The 18,909-nt window shown below is 40.7% G+C and carries 20 protein-coding genes; 6 read left to right on the top strand and 14 right to left on the bottom strand.

The features are described from left to right. Positions 1-50: 50 nt before the first annotated feature. From FEZ08_RS11290 to FEZ08_RS11280, 3 genes are all read left to right on the top strand, one after another. Positions 51-362 carry a YggT family protein gene (locus FEZ08_RS11290; protein ID WP_138192448.1) on the top strand — a complete coding sequence of 104 codons (312 nt, stop codon included), beginning with the start codon at positions 51-53 and terminating at the stop codon, positions 360-362. A gap of 138 nt (positions 363-500) precedes the next feature. Further along, a complete protein-coding gene (locus FEZ08_RS11285; protein ID WP_138192445.1) occupies positions 501-1,763 on the top strand; it encodes an MFS transporter in 1,263 nt (420 codons plus the stop codon). Positions 1,764-1,831: 68 nt separating this feature from the next. Then, entirely contained in the window at positions 1,832-3,082 is a 1,251-nt protein-coding gene (locus FEZ08_RS11280; RefSeq protein WP_138192443.1) for an SPFH domain-containing protein, read from the top strand. A 46-nt stretch (positions 3,083-3,128) separates the two neighbouring features. On the opposite strand, the gene FEZ08_RS11275 is transcribed toward FEZ08_RS11280, so the two are convergent. The 3 genes from FEZ08_RS11275 to abc-f form a co-directional block, all read right to left on the bottom strand. After that, the gene (locus FEZ08_RS11275; RefSeq protein ID WP_138192441.1) at positions 3,129-3,983 is read right to left on the bottom strand and encodes a TPM domain-containing protein; all 855 of its coding nucleotides are present in this window, start codon (positions 3,981-3,983) and stop codon (positions 3,129-3,131) included. Beyond that, a complete protein-coding gene (locus FEZ08_RS11270) occupies positions 3,980-5,035 on the bottom strand; it encodes a TFIIB-type zinc ribbon-containing protein (RefSeq protein ID WP_138192439.1) in 1,056 nt (351 codons plus the stop codon). The genes FEZ08_RS11275 and FEZ08_RS11270 overlap by 4 nt, the downstream gene beginning before the upstream one ends. A gap of 100 nt (positions 5,036-5,135) precedes the next feature. Then, the gene (gene abc-f, locus FEZ08_RS11265) at positions 5,136-6,764 is read right to left on the bottom strand and encodes a ribosomal protection-like ABC-F family protein (RefSeq protein ID WP_138192437.1); all 1,629 of its coding nucleotides are present in this window, start codon (positions 6,762-6,764) and stop codon (positions 5,136-5,138) included. 399 nt (positions 6,765-7,163) lie between these two features. Here abc-f and FEZ08_RS11260 point away from each other — a divergent pair, with 399 nt between their 5' ends. Then, on the top strand, positions 7,164-7,652 hold the full coding sequence (locus FEZ08_RS11260) for a pyridoxamine 5'-phosphate oxidase family protein (RefSeq protein WP_171015054.1): 489 nt from the start codon (positions 7,164-7,166) through the stop codon (positions 7,650-7,652). Positions 7,653-7,693: 41 nt separating this feature from the next. Here the strand turns inward: FEZ08_RS11260 and FEZ08_RS11255 are convergent, their stop codons facing one another. The 3 genes from FEZ08_RS11255 to FEZ08_RS11245 form a co-directional block, all read right to left on the bottom strand. Further along, positions 7,694-8,932 carry an aminopeptidase gene (locus FEZ08_RS11255; RefSeq protein WP_138192433.1) on the bottom strand — a complete coding sequence of 413 codons (1,239 nt, stop codon included), beginning with the start codon at positions 8,930-8,932 and terminating at the stop codon, positions 7,694-7,696. A 124-nt stretch (positions 8,933-9,056) separates the two neighbouring features. Then, on the bottom strand, positions 9,057-10,379 hold the full coding sequence (locus tag FEZ08_RS11250) for a PTS sugar transporter subunit IIC (RefSeq protein ID WP_138192431.1): 1,323 nt from the start codon (positions 10,377-10,379) through the stop codon (positions 9,057-9,059). 108 nt (positions 10,380-10,487) lie between these two features. Beyond that, positions 10,488-11,105, bottom strand: coding sequence for a hypothetical protein (locus FEZ08_RS11245; RefSeq protein ID WP_422386951.1), 618 nt, complete (start codon positions 11,103-11,105; stop codon positions 10,488-10,490). Positions 11,106-11,195: 90 nt separating this feature from the next. Here FEZ08_RS11245 and FEZ08_RS11240 point away from each other — a divergent pair, with 90 nt between their 5' ends. Continuing rightward, positions 11,196-11,894 (top strand): MurR/RpiR family transcriptional regulator, encoded by a 699-nt coding sequence (locus tag FEZ08_RS11240; protein WP_138192427.1) that lies wholly within the window; start codon positions 11,196-11,198, stop codon positions 11,892-11,894. Positions 11,895-12,033: 139 nt separating this feature from the next. Here the strand turns inward: FEZ08_RS11240 and FEZ08_RS11235 are convergent, their stop codons facing one another. The 4 genes from FEZ08_RS11235 to FEZ08_RS11220 form a co-directional block, all read right to left on the bottom strand. After that, a complete protein-coding gene (locus tag FEZ08_RS11235) occupies positions 12,034-12,285 on the bottom strand; it encodes an SHOCT domain-containing protein (protein WP_138192425.1) in 252 nt (83 codons plus the stop codon). Between the two features lie 154 nt (positions 12,286-12,439). After that, positions 12,440-13,792, bottom strand: coding sequence for a 6-phospho-beta-glucosidase (locus tag FEZ08_RS11230; RefSeq protein ID WP_138192422.1), 1,353 nt, complete (start codon positions 13,790-13,792; stop codon positions 12,440-12,442). Between the two features lie 164 nt (positions 13,793-13,956). Beyond that, entirely contained in the window at positions 13,957-14,859 is a 903-nt protein-coding gene (locus FEZ08_RS11225) for a hypothetical protein (RefSeq protein ID WP_138192418.1), read from the bottom strand. A 114-nt stretch (positions 14,860-14,973) separates the two neighbouring features. Then, positions 14,974-15,432: a MerR family transcriptional regulator gene (locus tag FEZ08_RS11220; protein WP_138192415.1), complete on the bottom strand. Its 459-nt coding sequence runs from the start codon at positions 15,430-15,432 to the stop codon at positions 14,974-14,976. Between the two features lie 274 nt (positions 15,433-15,706). On the opposite strand from FEZ08_RS11220, the gene FEZ08_RS11215 reads away from it, so the two are divergent. Next, positions 15,707-16,411, top strand: a complete 705-nt coding sequence (locus tag FEZ08_RS11215) for an ion transporter (protein WP_138192412.1) — start codon at positions 15,707-15,709, stop codon at positions 16,409-16,411. Positions 16,412-16,450: 39 nt separating this feature from the next. Here the strand turns inward: FEZ08_RS11215 and FEZ08_RS11210 are convergent, their stop codons facing one another. From FEZ08_RS11210 to FEZ08_RS11195, 4 genes are all read right to left on the bottom strand, one after another. Further along, entirely contained in the window at positions 16,451-17,347 is an 897-nt protein-coding gene (locus tag FEZ08_RS11210) for an SPL family radical SAM protein (RefSeq protein ID WP_138192410.1), read from the bottom strand. 69 nt (positions 17,348-17,416) lie between these two features. After that, on the bottom strand, positions 17,417-17,737 hold the full coding sequence (locus FEZ08_RS11205; protein WP_138192408.1) for an SH3 domain-containing protein: 321 nt from the start codon (positions 17,735-17,737) through the stop codon (positions 17,417-17,419). 131 nt (positions 17,738-17,868) lie between these two features. Beyond that, positions 17,869-18,114, bottom strand: coding sequence for an LPXTG cell wall anchor domain-containing protein (locus tag FEZ08_RS11200; protein ID WP_138192406.1), 246 nt, complete (start codon positions 18,112-18,114; stop codon positions 17,869-17,871). Positions 18,115-18,252: 138 nt separating this feature from the next. Next, positions 18,253-18,909, bottom strand: a 657-nt coding sequence (locus FEZ08_RS11195) for an InlB B-repeat-containing protein (protein ID WP_171015053.1), incomplete at its 5' end; no start/stop codon positions are given.

Here is an 18,909-nt window from a genome sequence, read left to right as displayed (position 1 = left end):
AAAATAACATATAATAAACTTTGGCTATAGCCAATTTTAGGAGGAATATTATGTTTGGGTTTTACGCAATACTTTCATTGATTATTTCAATCATATCTTGGGTAGTATACATTTATGCATTTGCGTTCTTCATCTACTTCATCATTATGAACTGGATGGAAAAATATTTAGACAGCGGATTTGGAAAGTTCTTAGCAACAATCTGTGATCCACTAGTTAAATTATTTGACTTAAAAGCGAACCTTGGCGGCAAACAAATTCAATTCAGTCCATTCGTTTGGGCATTGATTATTAATGTTGCCTGGCAAGTAATTGCTTGGGTTCTAGCATTTGTTTTTGTACTTATCTTCGGGATATATTAAAACTGAAAAAAGCGGCACGCAGCGTGCCGCTTTTTTATTTTTCTTCCAAAAATTGAAAAGAATGAAATTGCACTTCTTTTCCCAATAAATTTCTGCTATAATTGGAACAATATATTTTCGAAGGGCGGTAATAATGCTATGAAATTTCGCGACTGGGACAAGAATCTAAAGTACCGCCTTTATATGGAATTTACTAACGGCTTTTTATATTGGATGTTCTTCCCATATATGACCCGTTTTTTTACTAGCTACTACGGGGAGTTGGCAACCGGTATTCTTTTGCTCGGCTTAAAAACATTCGAGGCCGTCGCAGTATTAATGGGTGGTTACCTGGCAGATCGATATGGACGCAAAAAAATGATGCAGATTGCATCAGTTTTGCGGATACTCACCTTTATCTTCTATATGATTTGCTTCTTCCCGCTCTTACCAGAACTGCCACTTTTTGCCGTCTTTGCCTATGCGACGACCGGTCTATTCTCAGCATTCTACAACAGCGCCTCACGGGCAATGGTTGCCGACCTGGTGGCACCGGCAGATCGCCCGGCAGTATTCTCTACCTTTTATGTCATCGCCAACATCACTATCGTTGTTGGTCCATTAATTGGTGGCGTGCTCTTTTTTGAATACCCCTTTTTCATCATGCTTTCCGCTTTCATTATCAGCATCATCATGTATTTGGTCATCACCACCCAGTTTCATGAGACGGTTCACCATCAAGTACAGAAATTGTTGCTTAAAGATGTTCCCGGCTGGTTCACCACTTTACATAAGCAATTTGCTGGCTACATGACTATTTATCGTGACCGCATCTTTGGTCTCTTTGCTGTTGCCTGGATTCTGCTCTCAATTACTGCCAGCCAATTCGGTAGCATGCTTTCAATATACGCTGATAGTAAAATATCTATATTTGGTTTTGCAGTTGATAAATACAGTATCATTATTGCTATCAACGGCATTATGATCAGCCTCTTTGGTATCTTACTGCAACGCTTAATGATTCGCTTGCGTTTTTCTAACAAAACAATCTTTGCAATCGGCGCCGGCGCTTACAGCGCCTCAATGCTGCTCTTCGGTGTTGATTCATCAATGCTATTCCTAGCTTTAGGCATGATTGTGCTCACCTTTGGTGAAATAATTCTAGTTGCCCCAAACAGTACTTTTATTGTTGAAATCGCACCAGAAAATCAGCGTGCGCAATACTTAGCCGCAGCTGATTTCCCAAACACATGTGCTAGGATTATCGCTCCGCTATTCATCACTTTCGTAGGCGTTATCGGCTTTCGATTAAGCTTTGTGATTCTAGCAATATTCTCAGCAATCGCGGCATTTATTTTCTGGCACATGTTCCACCTTTACGCTCTGCGGAAAGCAAAACTTCATTTAGAAAAAAACATATAAACTCATAATTAAAAATGGTATAATAATGATAATATTACTGTTTTACAGATTTGAAAGGATGGAACAAAATGGGATTAATTAAAATGCTGGCTTCCGTTGTAGGCAACGCCGGTTCAGCAATTGACTCAACCCTTGAAGACCAATGGAAAAAAGCAATACGTTGCAATGATATGGGGAATGAAATATTAATGCAACGGGTAACACCAGAAAATGGTGTACTTGCTAATAAAAGTATGATTGTCGTTGGTCCAGGCCAAATGGCAGTTGTTTACGATAACGGCCGCGTTGTTGATGCAACTGCTGAAGAAGGCATGTATACATATGATACATCAGCAACACCATCATTCTTTGCCGGACAATTCGGCCCAGTATTTAAACAAATGTGGGAACGTTTTACTTATGGTGGTGAGCGTGCCCGCCAGCAAGCAGTCTTCTATTTCAATACCAAAGAAATTATTGATAATAAATTCGGCAGTCCGGCACCAATTCCTTACCGTGACTTCGAACATGTCGTTATGAATGCGCGTACTGGTGGTTATATACCAATGCGTTTAGAAATTAAATGTTTCGGAAAGTATACTTTTAAAATTACCGATCCGGCTTTGTTTATGCAAGTTATCGGTGGAACTGCCGATCGTTATACCAAAACCCAAATCAATGAACAAATGCGCAGTGAAGTTATCGGTGCTTTCACTAACGTATTGAATGGCTTAGGAAGTGAAGAATATAAAATTCCGGCACTTTCATTGCCAAGCAAGAGTCTTGAAATTAAACGCGCTATGGACGAGCATATTTATGATCAGGCAATTCGCGACCGCGGATTGAATATTGTTAGTTTCGTTGTTGAATCGGTAACCCTTGATGAAGAGTCAGAGAAAAAAATCGATACTTACGAAATTGGTGGCGATATCTATCAACAAAAAGGAACGCTTACCGATGCTTATGGTAAGGCAGTTCAAGATGCTGCTAAAAACGAGAATGGCGCTATCAATACCTTTATGGGTATGGGCATGATGGGTGCGGCAACCGGCGGTGTTGTTGCCGGAACTGCCGGTGCAGTTATGAATGATAACAGCATGCCAAAGGGACCGGAGATGCAAGCGTATGATCCGAATCCGACGCAACCAAAGGCTGCTGAGCAAAGCGCGGAGCCAACTGAAGCGGCGGACATAGCTTGCAACAATTGCGGAGAAACGGTAAATGGCAAATTTTGTTCTAATTGCGGAACCGAAGCTCCAACAAAGAAAAAATTCTGTCCTGAATGTGGCACTGAAGCTACTGGTAAATTCTGTTCTAATTGTGGAACCGAAATAAAATAATAAGCAAAAAGCGTTCAATCCATGATTGAACGCTTTTTAATTTCCCCTAGAACTTGCGCCCGCCACCGCCGTGACTGCGACCACTGCTGCTACTATGAGTGGAACTTCTGCCACTGCTACCGCTGCTACGTGAACTGCTGGCAGGCGGAATATAAGTTTGGCTAGTATGCGAGTTAATAAATGTATCTTGTTGAATTTGGAATTGCAAATCGCCATTGGCATATGTTGATGAATTGGTGGTTACCCGGGCATTTTTGCGTCTTGAAGCGATAAAGGCAACTAAAGCGCCAAAGCCAGCAGCAATTATTAAGAATACCGGCGACATAGTCAGTGTTTTTAATAGTTGCCCACCAAAAGTTTTTACTTCCGCTGGATAATAGGGATCGATATTGCCTTCTTCATCCTGATTATACTGGTTGCTGGGAATACCTAATTGGTAATAATGTTCAACATCATTGAAAAAAGTTTTCCCCGCCATATGATAGTCATTTGGCATGTAAGCAAAAATGTTATCCAGCATCGTATCAATCCGTGCATCAGTCAGGTAACGAATACCTAAGCCTGAGGTGGAAATCCACACTTCGCGATTATCCATATCAATAAGCATTAAAATGCCATCTTCACTAAACCCATTATAATCATAGAAATCATCAGCATAAGCCATCGAACTTTTACCTTCGCTATTATTAGTCGTCACCATAATGATATCCATATTGGTGGTTGCTTTCAATGATTCGGAAAGAGCTTTTAATTCTGCCTCCTGTGAATCAGTCAGCAAATCAGCAGCATCATATATCCGTTGTTCGGTATCAACAGCTGCAAAAGTCTGGGTTGCCGGTGCTATTGTCAAACTGATTATCCCAATTAGCAAAGTCGCAAACAATAATTTTATCTTTGTCATAATACCAACGCCCCCCCGATGAACATAATGATAAAGCTGATAACTGCCAATAGAATGGCAAAGCGAACAACTTTACCGCGACTCACCGGCAATTTGCCAATTACTTTACCGGTTTGTCCATTCATAGTGAAATAATAAATTCTATCATTGTATTTATAGCCTAAAATCCATACTGGCAACAAAGCATAGTTATGAGTTGCCTTAGGAATATTAATTTGGCGCTCAATTGCCATCGTCGTATACCCGGAAATGGTTCGACTGACATTCTCATTACAATATTTCTTACCACGCTCAGAAATCCGCGGAAATACCACCGTTTGATCCTCATCATACTTCTCAGCAAAAAAGCCTGATAAATAAGCTGGCTCAAATTTTTGCAAATCAGTAAAATTATATGGTTCAAGCAAGTCCATTATTTCATTACTCATTTTTTTAGACCCGTCAGCTGGCATATGAGCAAACCCCATATTTCCTTGACGTTGTATCTGATATGTATCAGTTTGTGTATAGCGGTAATTCCCTGCCCGCCATGTTTTCACTTTAGTCCCAGTACCATTAAAAGCAAACTCCGCTTTAAAATCAAAAAGCCAGAATGGCACATAAAGACCTGACATCTTTTCCTGCTGCGACTTTGAGCGAAAATCATTTGGCACAAACCACGCACTTGCTGACCAGTTCATAAAAGTTTGCACGGCCTGTTCTTTACTGATTTTAAATGGAATCAGCATATTTGGCGCAAATTTATCAGTTAGTCGTGAAGGAATGATTGTTGGACTCTGACAATACAAGCAAAAAGTTGCCGACGTATTTTCATCACCAATAATTTCAGCTCCGCACTGACTACAATGATAATTGATTTGTCCACCAATTGCTTCGCTCTCTTGTTCAACTTTTGCTCGTTCTTGATTTTTACCTGCCAGCGCATCAGTAAGTTGTTTAATCTCCGGCTCCGTAAAGCTACCACCGCAATAATCACACCCAAAAAGCTGTGTCTCTGCATTAAACACTACCGCTGCCCCGCAATTCGGACAATTGTATGTAGAAACTGCCATATTTTACCCCTTTTTTCATATATAGTTATTATATATTGTACCGAAAAATATAATTGTTTACAATCTCTCTTTTTAGGAAAAGTTAAAAAAAGTCGGACGCCTAGCGCCCGGCTTTTTCCTGCTCCAATCGTTTTTCAAAAGCGTATGAATAATTGCCCGGGTACGAAGATAGCATGCCTTGTTCCAGCCAAAGCACACGGTCGCAAAGCTGATCAATAAAGTAACGGTCATGCGACACACAAATCACCGTTCCCGCAAAGTTCTTAATTGCTTCTTCAAGTACTTCGCGTGAGGCAATATCTAAATGATTGGTTGGTTCATCCAATACCAGCATATTCACCGGCTGATTCACAAATGCTGCAAAGCGCAAACGCATCTGTTCGCCACCGCTTAAATCGCTGACCCGGCGGTAAACCATATCGCCATAGAATAAAAACTGAGCCAACAGATGGCGCGCTTTCCCCTCATCAACCAACACCCGTTCGCGAAAGAAATCAATAACTCGCTGCTTTGGTGAATCAACAACAAAATCTTGTGACAAATAGGCAATTTTTACCTGTGAACCTAACATTGCCTTACCGCTGTCAACCGCTTCACTCCCTAATGCAAGTCGAAGAATCGTTGACTTGCCGGCGCCGTTTTCGCCAATCAAAGCAACTCGTTCGCCGTAACGAACTTGCAAATCAACCGCCGATACTATCACTTTATCAGCAAATTGTTTACTCACGGCCTCAAAAATCAAAGCATCCTTACCACTGCGCTTACCAGTCTCGAACTGTAAATTCATCGGCTTAGCCGTATTGGGCTTCTTAACTAACTCAATTCTTGCCAATGCCCGCTCCATATTTTTAGCCCGGCGAAACAGCGCGGCATTTGGCGGATTGGCAGCCATCGCCCACTCACGCAGACGTTTTATTGCCTGCTTCATCTTAGTAATTTTCTTCTGCTGGTCCTTATACTCCTGAAACTCGCGTAATATCCGCGCTTCACGTTCTACCAAATACGCTGAATAGTTACCGGTATATTCATACATCGTTTTATTATCCAATTCAAAAATACGTTGTGCGGTATCATCAAGAAAGTAGCGATCATGCGAAACCATAAAGCAGGTACCGTTATAATTTTTTACAAAGTTAGTCAGCCATAAAACCGCCGCCAAATCTAAATGATTGGTCGGCTCATCCAGCAACAGCAAGTCCGGCTGTTGCAACAGCAATTGCGCCAGCGCCACCTTCGTGCGCTCGCCACCAGACAACTTAGCAAACCGCTGCTTCGCTAAATCAGCAATCCCTAATCCATTGAGTATCCGTGCAATTTCACTTTCAATCTGATAGCCACCAAGTTCAATAAACTCGCTCTGTATTCGGCCATATTGATTAAGCACCCGCTCACTCATATCACTAGCCATCATTGCTTCCAATTCGTGCAAACGCTGCTGTAACGCTAAAACATCGGTAAATGCTGCTAATAAAAATTCCTCAACCGATTCATTCGCCTCTGCTTCCGGAATCTGATCAAGCATCCCAATACTCATCTGCTTCTTGCGAAAAACTTCACCGCCATCAACCGATTCAATACCGGCAATAATCTTTAAAATTGTACTCTTGCCCTCACCATTGCGGCCGATAAAACCAATCCGCTCGCCCTCTTGAATCGAAAATGTTATATCTTCCAACACAACATTCCCGCCATAGCTCTTTTTCACTTTATTTACTGCTACTGCAATCATTTTTTATTCTCCTTTAAATATGTTCGCAGATAGCTGTTTATTTGAAAATAAAAACAGGAACAGACCCCACGGGCTGCTCCTGTTCAAGTTCTTATAAACCAAAAAAGAATTCCATGTTATCTACGAATAATTATGTAATTTTGTACTCATTTGGGCAGACTCCTCCCCTGTAAAAAGCACTTTGTTTACAAGCGCACAAGTTAAATATAAATAACTGACTAATTTTAACTGCGCATTATTCGCTAACATAAAATTCTCACCTCACTTTGTTTCTAGTTACATTAACTATACCGAAATCCCTTGCTGCTGTCAACAATGTGATATTTTCGCAATGTCGCTTATCTTCATTCATTCCGTGCTATACTAGTAACATCAAACATGATTAAGGGAGGAATTTTTATGACTGATTATGATAAAGCTGAAGCTGTCTTAACTGAGCAATTAGGACATAATGTGGTATTCGCGCTGGCGACGAGTGCTGATGATATCCCTACTGCCCGCAATATTAATGGTTACTACAAAGATGGTGCTATCTACATCACTAGCCACACCGCCTCGATAAAGATGCAGCAAATTGCCAAGAATCCGCGTGCCGGACTTTGCCGCGGTGTTGAACAGCAAGTGCCGGTGACTGACGCCGAAAGCCTGTTTCAGGCTTGGGGCGACGCCGAGAACCTCGGACACCCGCTTGAGCCACAGAACAAGGCATTGCGCGATGAACTGCGGCAAGTATTTATTCAGTTTTACGATGCTCATGTTAATGAAAAAGACGAGGGTACCTGTTTACTGAAAATCCAATTAACCGGTGCGGTATTATTTGACGGCGAGCACAAGTATATTGTTCGCTTTGCTGATAAAAACGCTGAGGTAACTCCATTTAAAATGTAAAAAAACTGCGGAAGTAAACTTCCGCAGTTTTTTTATCTTCTTTAGAAGGCAAAATCACCATCAATAAATACTGGAATTTCTTGACCGTCTTGGGTTGTACCAATAATTTTTAGGTCGGCCGTTCCAATCATAAAGTCAACATGAATCAGCGATTCATTGAAACCCATTGCTTTTAATTCTTCCGGTGTTTTGCCATCACTTGCCGGCAAAGTTGTCGGATAAGCAGCACCTAGTGCTAAGTGACATGACGCATTCTCATCATAAAGCGTGTTATAGAAAATTGTGTCCATGAGTGAAATTGGTGAATGGTATGGCACTAATGCCACTTCACCAATACGACCGGCACCATCATCACTGGCAATCATTTCTTCAAGCATATCTTTACCATTCTCAGCAAAGACTTCTACTACCCGGCCAGCTTCAAAACGAAAACCGAAGTTTTCCATCAGCACACCACTGTATGATAATGGTTTTGAACTATAAACTACTCCTTCAACATTATTGCAGTCTGCCAGTGAGAATACTTCTTCAGTCGGCATATTAGCGTTAAATTTAGTATTAGTTGTTTTGTTGGTTGACTTACCGCCTTCCCAAGCATGTCCTTCAGGCAGACCAATAAATAAGTCAGTGCCTAAACTGTTGGTATAGTGCAAGCTTTTGAAGTTATAATCATTCATCTGCTCCAATGCATGTTGCAAGCGCGCAGTATGGGCATCCCAGCCTGCAAGCGGATCATCTTGATCATCAATATGCACTGAGTAGAGAATCGAATCCCAAAGTTTTTCAACTGCAGCTGCTTCATCTAATTCAGGATACACTTTTTTTGCCCAAGCAATGTTCGGTACTCCGGCAATGCTCCATGTCAGATAGTCACCCATTAACTGGCTGCGGTATGTTTTCAGCGGTTCTTGAGCCGCTTTCTGCAAGCGCATGAGGCGGCTTGGTTCCACGCCGTTTAATGCTTCCGGATCTTCTGAAGCCAAATGCAGCAACTTAACATTTTCTTCGCAGATCATCGTGTACAATTCCGCCTGCCATTTCGGGTAGACATCAAAGACTTCGTCGGCAGCGTATAGACCGGTCAGACGACTGATTTGTTCATCTTTGTATTGCACCACTACTTCACGGGCACCGGCTTTATAGGCCTCGGCAACAACTGCCCGGGTAATTTCCGGATTCTCAACCATTGAGAAAATGATCAGCTTATCGCCGACAGTAATTTGTACGCCGCGATGGACAATCAACTGGATATACTTATCGATACGTTCTTGATTTTTCATTTGCGCCACTCCTTTTGGTTAATCAGTTTAATTATACCGTATTCAGCGCTAATTGTTAACCGAAATTAATAAAGTACGGGAAAAGCCGAGAGTGCAGCACTCCCGGCTTTTTCGCGGTATTTCATCAAACCGTCGATAATTCTTCTTCTGCGTTTACTTTGGTTGCATCGTTGAGTAATTTGCGTTCGTATACTTTAAAGAATGGATAATAAACGGCTACGCTGATAACAACAAGGACAACGACGAAGACAATGTTACGCCAGTCGAGGCCTGATAGATATGCTTGGATAAAGAATGGTGTGAATGATGGGTCAATAATATATCCCGGAGTAACCAGGCCAACCATCTGCACAACGTATCCTAAAAGCAAGCTGATAACCGGCATGATCAGGAATGGAATCGCTAAGATTGGGTTGAAAACAACCGGACCGCCAAAGATAACCGGTTCATTGATGCCGCATATTCCGGGCACAATCGAAAGTCGACCAACCGCCTTCAATTGTGCTGATTTACTAAACATCATCAATAAAACTAAACCTAATGTATTGCCGGCGCCGCCAAGAATCATGTAACGCATCATCTGTAAGTTCATAATTACACTTGGATCTTGCCCATTTAGCACTGCCTCAGCATTGATACCAGTATTAGCAATACCAACGGTAAAGACAATCGGGAAAATTATTGAGGTTCCGTTAATTCCGAAGAGCCAGAGTACATTTGCAAAGACAGCAATAGCAATATATACCCAAATATTGTCAATTGCACTGAGCCCTGGGGTTAATAATGCCATAATGACATCAGGGAAGTTCATGCCCATAAAATAAACGAATAAAATATTGATGCCGTAGAAGACAATGATGTTAATTAAGATTGGCAACAATGAATTCACAAATAATGTTACCATCTGTGGAACATCATCGGGAAATTGCAGTTTCCAGTTTTTTACTTCTACTAAGTGGAATACTTCCACACTCAGTAAAGCAATAATAATTGCTACAAACAAACCGTTTGCACCCAAATAATTCATACTGATTGTGCCGTCTACTACTGGTGTCGCACAAACTAAAACAAACATCGTCATTGATACCAGTCCGGCAGTAATTGAAGATAGCTTATATTCTTTTGCTAGTTGGTATGCAATGGTGAATGCCGCAAATACGCCGAAAAGTCCCATTGTCATATCAAACGGTGCTGTTAAGTAGCCATAGTTAGTAACAGCAAAGCTTTTCCATGCCAAAAGAAATTGGAAAATCGGGTTGGTCGTCAGCGGATCGACCAAATCTACATTTATTGGTGGATTGGCAACAATCATAAATAATGCGCCAATAACAATAAGTGGCAAAATCAGCATCATCCCGCTTGAAATTGCTTTAAGATGCCGTTGGTTCCCTAATTTTTCACCGGCACCATATAAAATTTTCTCTGCTTTTGTTTTTAAATTGTTCATATAAATAGCCTCCCTATTTGTACTTAAAAAAGTATAAACGGATTCCCAAAGGGACTAGTAAATCGAAGATTTACGTCGAAAAACGTTTAATATGCGTTTTACAACCGTTTAGGTTTGATATGGGTTATACGTGAACGTCGTTGGTGCTACATCATCTTTATTATATTTTTCAAGAATTTTTGCGTATCTTTCTTTGTAATTATTATCAACTGCCATTTGTGGAATAACAATACTTGCTTCATTGAGGAAGTGGAATGAATCGCGTCCCATTGCTAAACCGCGTGTTGTATGTTTGTCTAAAGCAACATCCGGAATTTCCGGAACATTACCCATTGCAAAACCTTTAATAATAATATTTTTCAAAAGATCACTTGAGCGATCTTTTTCAGAACTACAAAGAATGCGAATCGCATGAATAAAGAAAATCGGCCGATCACCATCACGGTAGTCAAACTCTTTACGTAATTCATTTAATGTACGCATTTGTTCAGCGGCATGAATATTGCCCATACCGATGTCTTCAACTGAAATTGCCAATAGTCGGCGCCATAGTTTATCTTCCATTTGTTCTGATGTGATATACATTTCATAAGCAAAGGCACAAGCGTCCTCAGTTAATCCGCGACGAATTGATTTTTGCAGTGCTGAAATTACCTCGTCCCCGGCTAGTCCGTTTCTTGTTGTCACGCGACTCCATGGGTCCTGACTGAATACTGTACTCATAATGTCTTCTTTCCTTTCGATATTGAAATTTGTCATTCTGCTGACTATAATAAAATTAGATATAAATAGTTGAAATCCCGGGGAGGGTGTCGTATGCAAAACTTTGAAGATTTAGCAATTACCATGCAACTTGATGAATTTGAACAAACCTTGTTGCAATATATTATCGATAACATTGATAATCCAAAAGCAGTACAAATCCGTTCAGTTGCTGAGGCAAATTTTACCTCAACAGCAACAGTCTTTAAGTTAGCCAAACGCTTAGGTTTTAATGGCTATTCTGAGCTCATTTTTAACCTGCGAACAAAACCACTTACGAATCCGGAATCTACCGGCTTTGAGATGCTTTTCGAAGATGTCGCAGCACACCGCGAACAATTCCAAGCTCTGCTCAATCAATATCATGATAAACGCATTCTTGTCCTTGGCTTAGGTTTCTCCCGACTTATTGCTAACTACATCAGTGAGCGACTTCTACTTAACGGTTATCAAAGCATCACCAGTGACCACATCCAGCTCTTGCTTGCCAACTATCAAAAAGAAACTTTACTAATTGTAGTTTCCCAGTCCGGTAAAAATGCCCGTCTGCTCGAAAATATCCAGAATGCTGCTAATCGCAACATTGATATTATCAGCTTCTGCGGCGATGCCAACTCACCAATAGCAAAACACGCTACTCTGCCAATCACTTGTGAACCAAGCCAAATCAGCGGCAACCGCCTTGATGTACCCAATAGTTTCTTTGCTTATGCAATCCTCTGCTTTGAAGCCCTCCTCGATACAACTACTTAACCTATGAATTCAATGTACCAAAAGCGCTTTCATAAAACAATAGTTTAGCTACCATTGCTATCAGGTTTCCAAAACGAAAACATGTTTTCAAGAAAATTAAAAGCCCTGGGTCCTACAAATCGGGACCCGGGGCTTTCTTCTATTCACCTAAAACCTGTTTCTTCTTCGCTTCAAATTCAACATCAGTCAAAATACCGGCCTCATGCAACTGACTCAGCTTTTCCAAAGCACTCTCGTCAGTTAGCTTACCAGCACCGCTCTGCTGTTGCGCTGCTGCATTCGCTTGCTCCCCACGGCCCATCGCGCTACCCACCATCAAACCGACTGCAAGTCCGCGCCGGCGGCCTCTGCGTCTGAAACCAGCTGGTCCCAACGGTCCAAAGTATCCCATAGCTTTTACCTTCCTTCACGTAAATCTTACTTAAATAATAACACATACAGCGATAATAAAAAGGATGATGCAATTAAATGTACAAAAAATGGTCCGGATGTACAATCATCCGGACCGGTAAGTTGCGAACGCCTAAAAGCGGTGAGTCACAAAATTATAATTGATTCGCTTTAATTTTAGCAATTGAATCAGCGAATTGCGGTAAGTGCGCTTCGTGAGCAACTAACATTTCGTTAAGTAACGCTTTAGCACCATCGCCGCTTACAACTAACGGGTTCATAGTAAATGCTTGTAACGCTTTACCATAATCTCCGGTTGCTCCGGCTTCAATAATTAATTCTTCCATAGCTTTCATAACTTGTACTAACCCACGAGCTGATGCCGGGAATTTCCCCCAGTTGACTGGATGTGCACCGCTAGCATCAATAGTTGCGCTGACTTCGACAGCGCAATCGTATGGCAGATCATCGATTGTTCCGTTATTTTCTGTACTAACAACCATAGTAGTTCCTTTATTGTTGTAGATTGAATTGATAACTTCACATGCAGCGTCACTATAGTGAGTACCACCACGTTTTGATAATTCCTCTGGTTTGTAATCTAAGTTAGGGTCTTTGTACAATTCAAATAATGAATCTTCCAATTTCTTAACTTGTTCACCACGGGTACCAATAGTATTATATTCTTCAAGTTCATCAGCTAACATAACATCAGTCATGTAGTAGTAACGGTGATAACCACATGGAATCATACCTAAGTCTTTAATTTGTTCAGGTAAGAAGCGTAACATTTTTAAGTTAGCAATACCTGAATCAACACCGCTGACGTCAGTTAATTTATCAATTACTTCCATCGTGCGATCGTTACCTTTAGTATCTTTAATTTTATGCCAGTGCAAGTGATTTAAACCAGCGAATTGGAAACGTAAATCCTCTTCTTCAACACCAAGAGCGGCAGCATCCATTTTAGTTGCGCCGATTGGCACATTACAAAGACCAATAACTTTTTTCCAGTTTCCGTGAGTTAAAACAGCTTGAGTAATCATACCAGCTGGATTGGTAAAGTTAATCAACCAAGCATTTGGACATAATTCTTTCATATCTTCAACAATACTTAAGATTACCGGTACTGTACGCAATGCTTTGAACATTCCGCCGGCACCATTGGTTTCTTGACCAATCATACCATGGCTTAATGGGATACGCTCATCTTTGATACGTGCTTGTAATAAACCAACACGGAATTGCGTTGTAACAAAGTCAGCGTCTTTCAAAGCTTCACGACGATCCAAAGTCAAATGAACGGTACAATCAATACCTGCTGCTTTCACCATCCGTTGCGCCATTGCGCCAACGATTTCCAGCTTTTCGCGACCTTCTTCAATATCAACCAACCAAAGTTCACGGATTGGTAATTCATCATAACGTTTGATAAATCCTTCTACTAATTCGGGAGTGTAACTAGACCCTCCACCAATTGTAACGATTTTAACACCTTTATTTGCCATTTACATGACCTCCTAATTCTTATCTTACCTTCATTATAACAAAGATACATCTGTAACCCTTTTCATATTTTGAAAAACCCGGCTTTTCATTTTCAAAAATTGAAAACAAAAAGCTCATCTTGAAAACCATCATAAAAACGCAAGCGCTAAGCGCTTGCGTTTTTCTAAAATTTATAAGTAATCTTTTCACCATCAAAAGTGATTTCAATATATCTAGCAAATAAATCTTTTCCGGCACTTGGTGATGATGAAACCATTAAAGTAACTGCTTTTGATTCTCCGGCTTCCAATGTTGTTACTTCACCAATTTCCAAAACATCGTCATCATCTGAACCTATTTGATTCATAACCGAGCTAAAACTTACTGTATTATCTTGATAAGTATAGATTTGATAGAACGAATACCCATCAAAGTTTACAGCATCTGAACCAGTATTTCTAATCGTTAGTTCTACTCCATAATATAGTTGGTCTGAGCCAAAACTTGTCAAAGTATATATATTTGTGGTACCAAAAGTAAATTCTAAATTACCCAATCCACTAGCAACACCTTTTTCAACATTGCTGCCTAAATCGGCTGAAGCAGTGTTTGTTACCTCTGGCAATGCTTTTTCAATAACTTCGCCTTTTTTTACTTCAATTGCATATAAAGTTTCCTTATCAGTAGCATCAAGGAAGTTTAGATAATAAGTGCCATCTTCGGTATATTTCAAGAATAAAGTAGCCAAAGTATTCCCACCAGGAAGCATGTAATTCTCTCCAGGATCTTTGACACTGGTATATTCAAGCTCTTCTCCGGTTGGCGTATAATAGTCAATGTCTAAATCACTAACATTAAAAATATCCAGTGAATTATTCACAATCATTATATCAACAACAACTTGTTCAACACCGTCATCTCCTTCTTCCAGTATCACCTCTGTAGCAGATACACCAAACTCTGCATTTTCAGTTACTGCAAAATCCCCCATTTGATATTGAGCATCACGCTCAATAATCGGCTTTCCGCAAGCCGCAAGTAACAAACTTGCTGCAATAGCAAGCAATGTAACTCGTACTAATTTCATATGATATCCCTCTTTCAATTATTATAGTTCAATTATACACAAAAAGCGGAGGGATACCCCCGCTTTTGGTAAAAATCCATAAATATACACTGAAAACCTAAGAAAGCAATGCTTTCACAGAATGTCATCAAATTCATTGCTGTGCTCAGGTCCCTGAGCATCTTGAATAATTTGGTCAACTATTTCATCAAATGCCGCTTCAATATCTGATGATGAGGCATGACTTAGCTGCTGTTCTGCCTCATTGATAACTGCAGCAATGCTATTATAATGCGCCTGCATGCCTGCGACCCATTCTTTTTTCTCTTCCAGTAATGCGGCAATCTTTTGAACAACTTCAGCAGTATATCCATCGTAAAAATATTTAATAACACTGCGAATCTCCGGAATAGTAAATCCGCAATAACGCATTGCAATAATATATTTTAAAAGCAGTACGGCCTCCTCATCGTAAATTCGATACCCGTTCGCTCCCCGCTCCGGGACAATCAAGCGTTCTTTTTCATAGAATCGCAACGTGTGCTCACTGACATGCAGCAATTCCGACACTTGTTTAATAGTTCGTTTTATCATATGCCCACCTTCATATATCTATAACCCATGTTTACATTTTATCATACCCCAATAATAATCGCAATTGAGTGCACTCACAAAATAAAGGCATATACGCCCGTCACTGTAAGGAAAAAGTTCGCTCATAAAACTAACATTTTCAATAATTTTATCACCAAAATAAAATAGGCTTATATCCCTTTTTTTAAACTTTCCTGCTAGATTATTAAAACATTGCTATTTTGGCAAAATTTGGGTATAGTTAGGGTATCTATTACATATTTAAGAGGTTATTATGAAAAAGAAAATATTTACTTTTATGAATTCTACCCGGTATGAGATCATTATTTTGATTCCGGTTTTTGTTGCCTGTATTGCCACTGTCTTGCAGTCAGTTACTTCACTTGAAGAACAATACGGTCTTTATTTTGACATGCTCGATATCTTATTAGTTATCATTTTTGGGCTTGACTACATATTAAGTATCTATACTGCTGAGGATAAAATTAAATACATTTTCTCGGTAAACGGTATTATTGACTTGCTTTCAGTTGTTCCGGCACTGATTCCGGCATCGACAATCGATTTAAAATTCTTACAAGTTATCCGAATTCTACGGGTTGTCCGGGTCTTCAAACTTGATAAGTATTCTGAACCGCTTGATATTATCAAACGCGTATTCATTCGCGAAAAAGAAATCTTGATAACCACAGTTTCCCTTGCTGCAATCGTCGTCTTTATTACCTCAGTTGTGGTTTACTCTTCTGAAAATCTTGTTCAGCCTGATAAGTTCCCGGATATTATGACCACGATGTGGTGGGCAATATCAACGGTAACAACGGTCGGTTACGGAGATATGTATCCAATCACCGTTGTAGGCCGAATTGCCGGTTCATTACTGGTAATTCTTGGTATCGGCTTGATTGCCATCCCTAGTGGGGTATTAAGTGCCGGATTCATTTCCGAGATGCGTGACCGGGGAATGTTTAAAGATAAGTGAAAAACGGATGCCGTTAACGGCATCCGTTTTTTTATTTTCTCATAAAATCAATTGTAACTGCTGCGCTTGTTTGGGCATCCGTGCAAGTAAGGGTGCCATATAATTTCTTGAGAGTCGGTAGTCATCAATTTGTTTGAGCAGGGTTTGATACATGTTGCGTTTATAGAGTTGGCGTTGTTCGCGATTATTATAGAGTTGAACTAATGCTTGGTGGTGCTCAGGGAAAGTTTGGTGAATAAACTTGAGAAAGTGCGGCTTGGTTGAGCCACGCAGATACAATGTGCCTGGCAGTACATAGTCAACCTCGGCGGCTTTAGCGGCAGCCAGTAGCTCAGCAGTCTGCTCAACACCATCATTGATATAGGGAATGATTGGCATAATATGCACCCCGGTTGCGGCATTGGTTTTGCGAAACTCATGCAGCATCGCCATACGCGCTTGCGGCGATGGCGTGCCCGGTTCAATCTTCTGCAATAATTCAGCGTCATAACTGATAATAGTTGAGGCAATATTTACTGCAGTTACTTGCGAAAGCTCATGCCAAAGATCGAAATCGCGTAGAATCAGCTCTGATTTAGTGGAAATAATCGCTGGCGTTTTATACTTAATCAACAAGCGGATAATATCCGGCATCAGCTGATACTTGCGTTCTGCCGCCTGATAACTATCAGTAACGCCGCCAAGATTGATGACTTCCTGCTTCCAAGATTTTGCCCGCAACTGTTGCTCCAAGCTATCAACAACATTCGTTTTCACATGAATCGTCTCAAAAAAATCCTCCGCATCATAATCAAGATACTGATGTGAATAAATAGCAAAACAATATTGGCAGCGATGACTGCAACCGCGATAAATATTCAAATCCCATGAATATGGCTGGTATTTACTATTCAGCTTAGTCATCGCTTTACTGCACGTCACTTCACGAAACTGCATATAGCTCACCTGCTTTACTCATAGTATATCTTGTTGTGGTAACAAAAAAGCGTCGCTTATGCGACACTTTTACACTGAAACAACATTTTCAGCTGGCATCCAGCCAACTTTACCACTTCTTTCTGAGCGCACTAATAACCACGCATGAACAACCTGTAATACTTCCATTAACTCATCCGGTTCTGCTACTAATTCAGTTGGGTTATAATCCTGATTCAAATATCCATGCTCAACAAATACATCCGGCACATACGTTTGATAACCATCAATTTCGCAGGCCGACCAGTGCAGAAAATGTTGGCAGCTCGCTCCCATTTCAACCGCTGTTCCGGATGCAAACGTTGGAAAACTACCCTCGCCTAAATGTGCAGCAATCGTTTTTACTATCATAGATTCAGCTCCTTTTCTCAATTTTAGCACATATAATTTATCGAGACACGTCATTATTGGAGAAGCAAAAAGCCGGTCCGGGGTTGGCCCGGACCGGCTTTCAATTTCTCTTAAAATAAGAATTGTTCAGTTTATTTTCTACGGCGATATATAATTATTCCTGCCAAACTAATAATACTTGTCCCACTAATAATGCCAATCATTGCTGTGTCATCACCGGTTGTTGGTAATGCTGTTTGAGGTTCAGTGTAGAGTTCAATATTAATAGCTGTTTGCAAACTTGTGCTTGTTGCGTTAAAAGCTTGCACCTGGTCATCAAAAGCATATGTGCTAAGTGTTGTAGCTGATGAAACCTCTTCGAGGTAAACAGTAGCCATATGAGTACCTTCAACCGCAGTTACGGTGCTAAGGTCAGCACGAACTGTGTCTAAGCTTTCACTTGTTTCATTGTTCCATGCTTTTGCTTCTGAACGAGTTAATATTTCTTGTTCAATAGTATTCGCATCTACAAATGCTTAGAATTCAGATAAGGTCATTTTGATGTTGTTAGCATCAATTTGCCAAGTGCCATCAGCAATCAAGTCTTGCCAATCAGCGATTAGGTTTAATCCGCCTGCTGGCATAGTGATTGTACCGCTGTAACTTGTATCTGCCGCATCTTTCCAACCTAAGAACTTGTGTCCAAACCATGTTGGTGCAGTGACCGCACTTAAGTCAACTGTGCTGTCAGTTACTTGAATGATGTCTGCCGGTTGGGTAGCTATGTTACCACCATTCACATCGAAAGTGATGGTTTGGTCTAATGCTGTCCAGCGTGCTTCTAGCGCAAGTCCGCCTGCTGGTACGGTTACAACACCAGTGTATTGTGTACTGCCTACATACCAACCATCAAATTGGTAACCAGGACGTGTTGTACTTACGGTATCAAGGTCAACGGTTGTATCAGTTTTCGCAGTGATTGAGGCAACACCTGTTCCACCTTTGGTGTTGAAACTAATCACTTGGTCATCTGCGGTCCATTTTGCTTTGAGGCTTAATCCGCCAACTGGCATTGTGAATGTGCCGCTGTGTTGTGTGTCAGCATTATCGAACCATCCGACAAAGCTATATCCGGCTCTTGTTGGGTTGGTTAATGCATCAAGATTCACTGATGAATCTGTTGGTTGCGTCAA

Origin of the sequence: Culicoidibacter larvae, assembly GCF_005771635.1 — a bacterium.
In the GTDB taxonomy this organism is placed as follows: domain Bacteria; phylum Bacillota_I; class Bacilli_A; order Culicoidibacterales; family Culicoidibacteraceae; genus Culicoidibacter; species Culicoidibacter larvae.
Note: the sequence above shows the minus strand (reverse complement) of the source record. Positions and strands in the feature narration are given on the sequence as shown.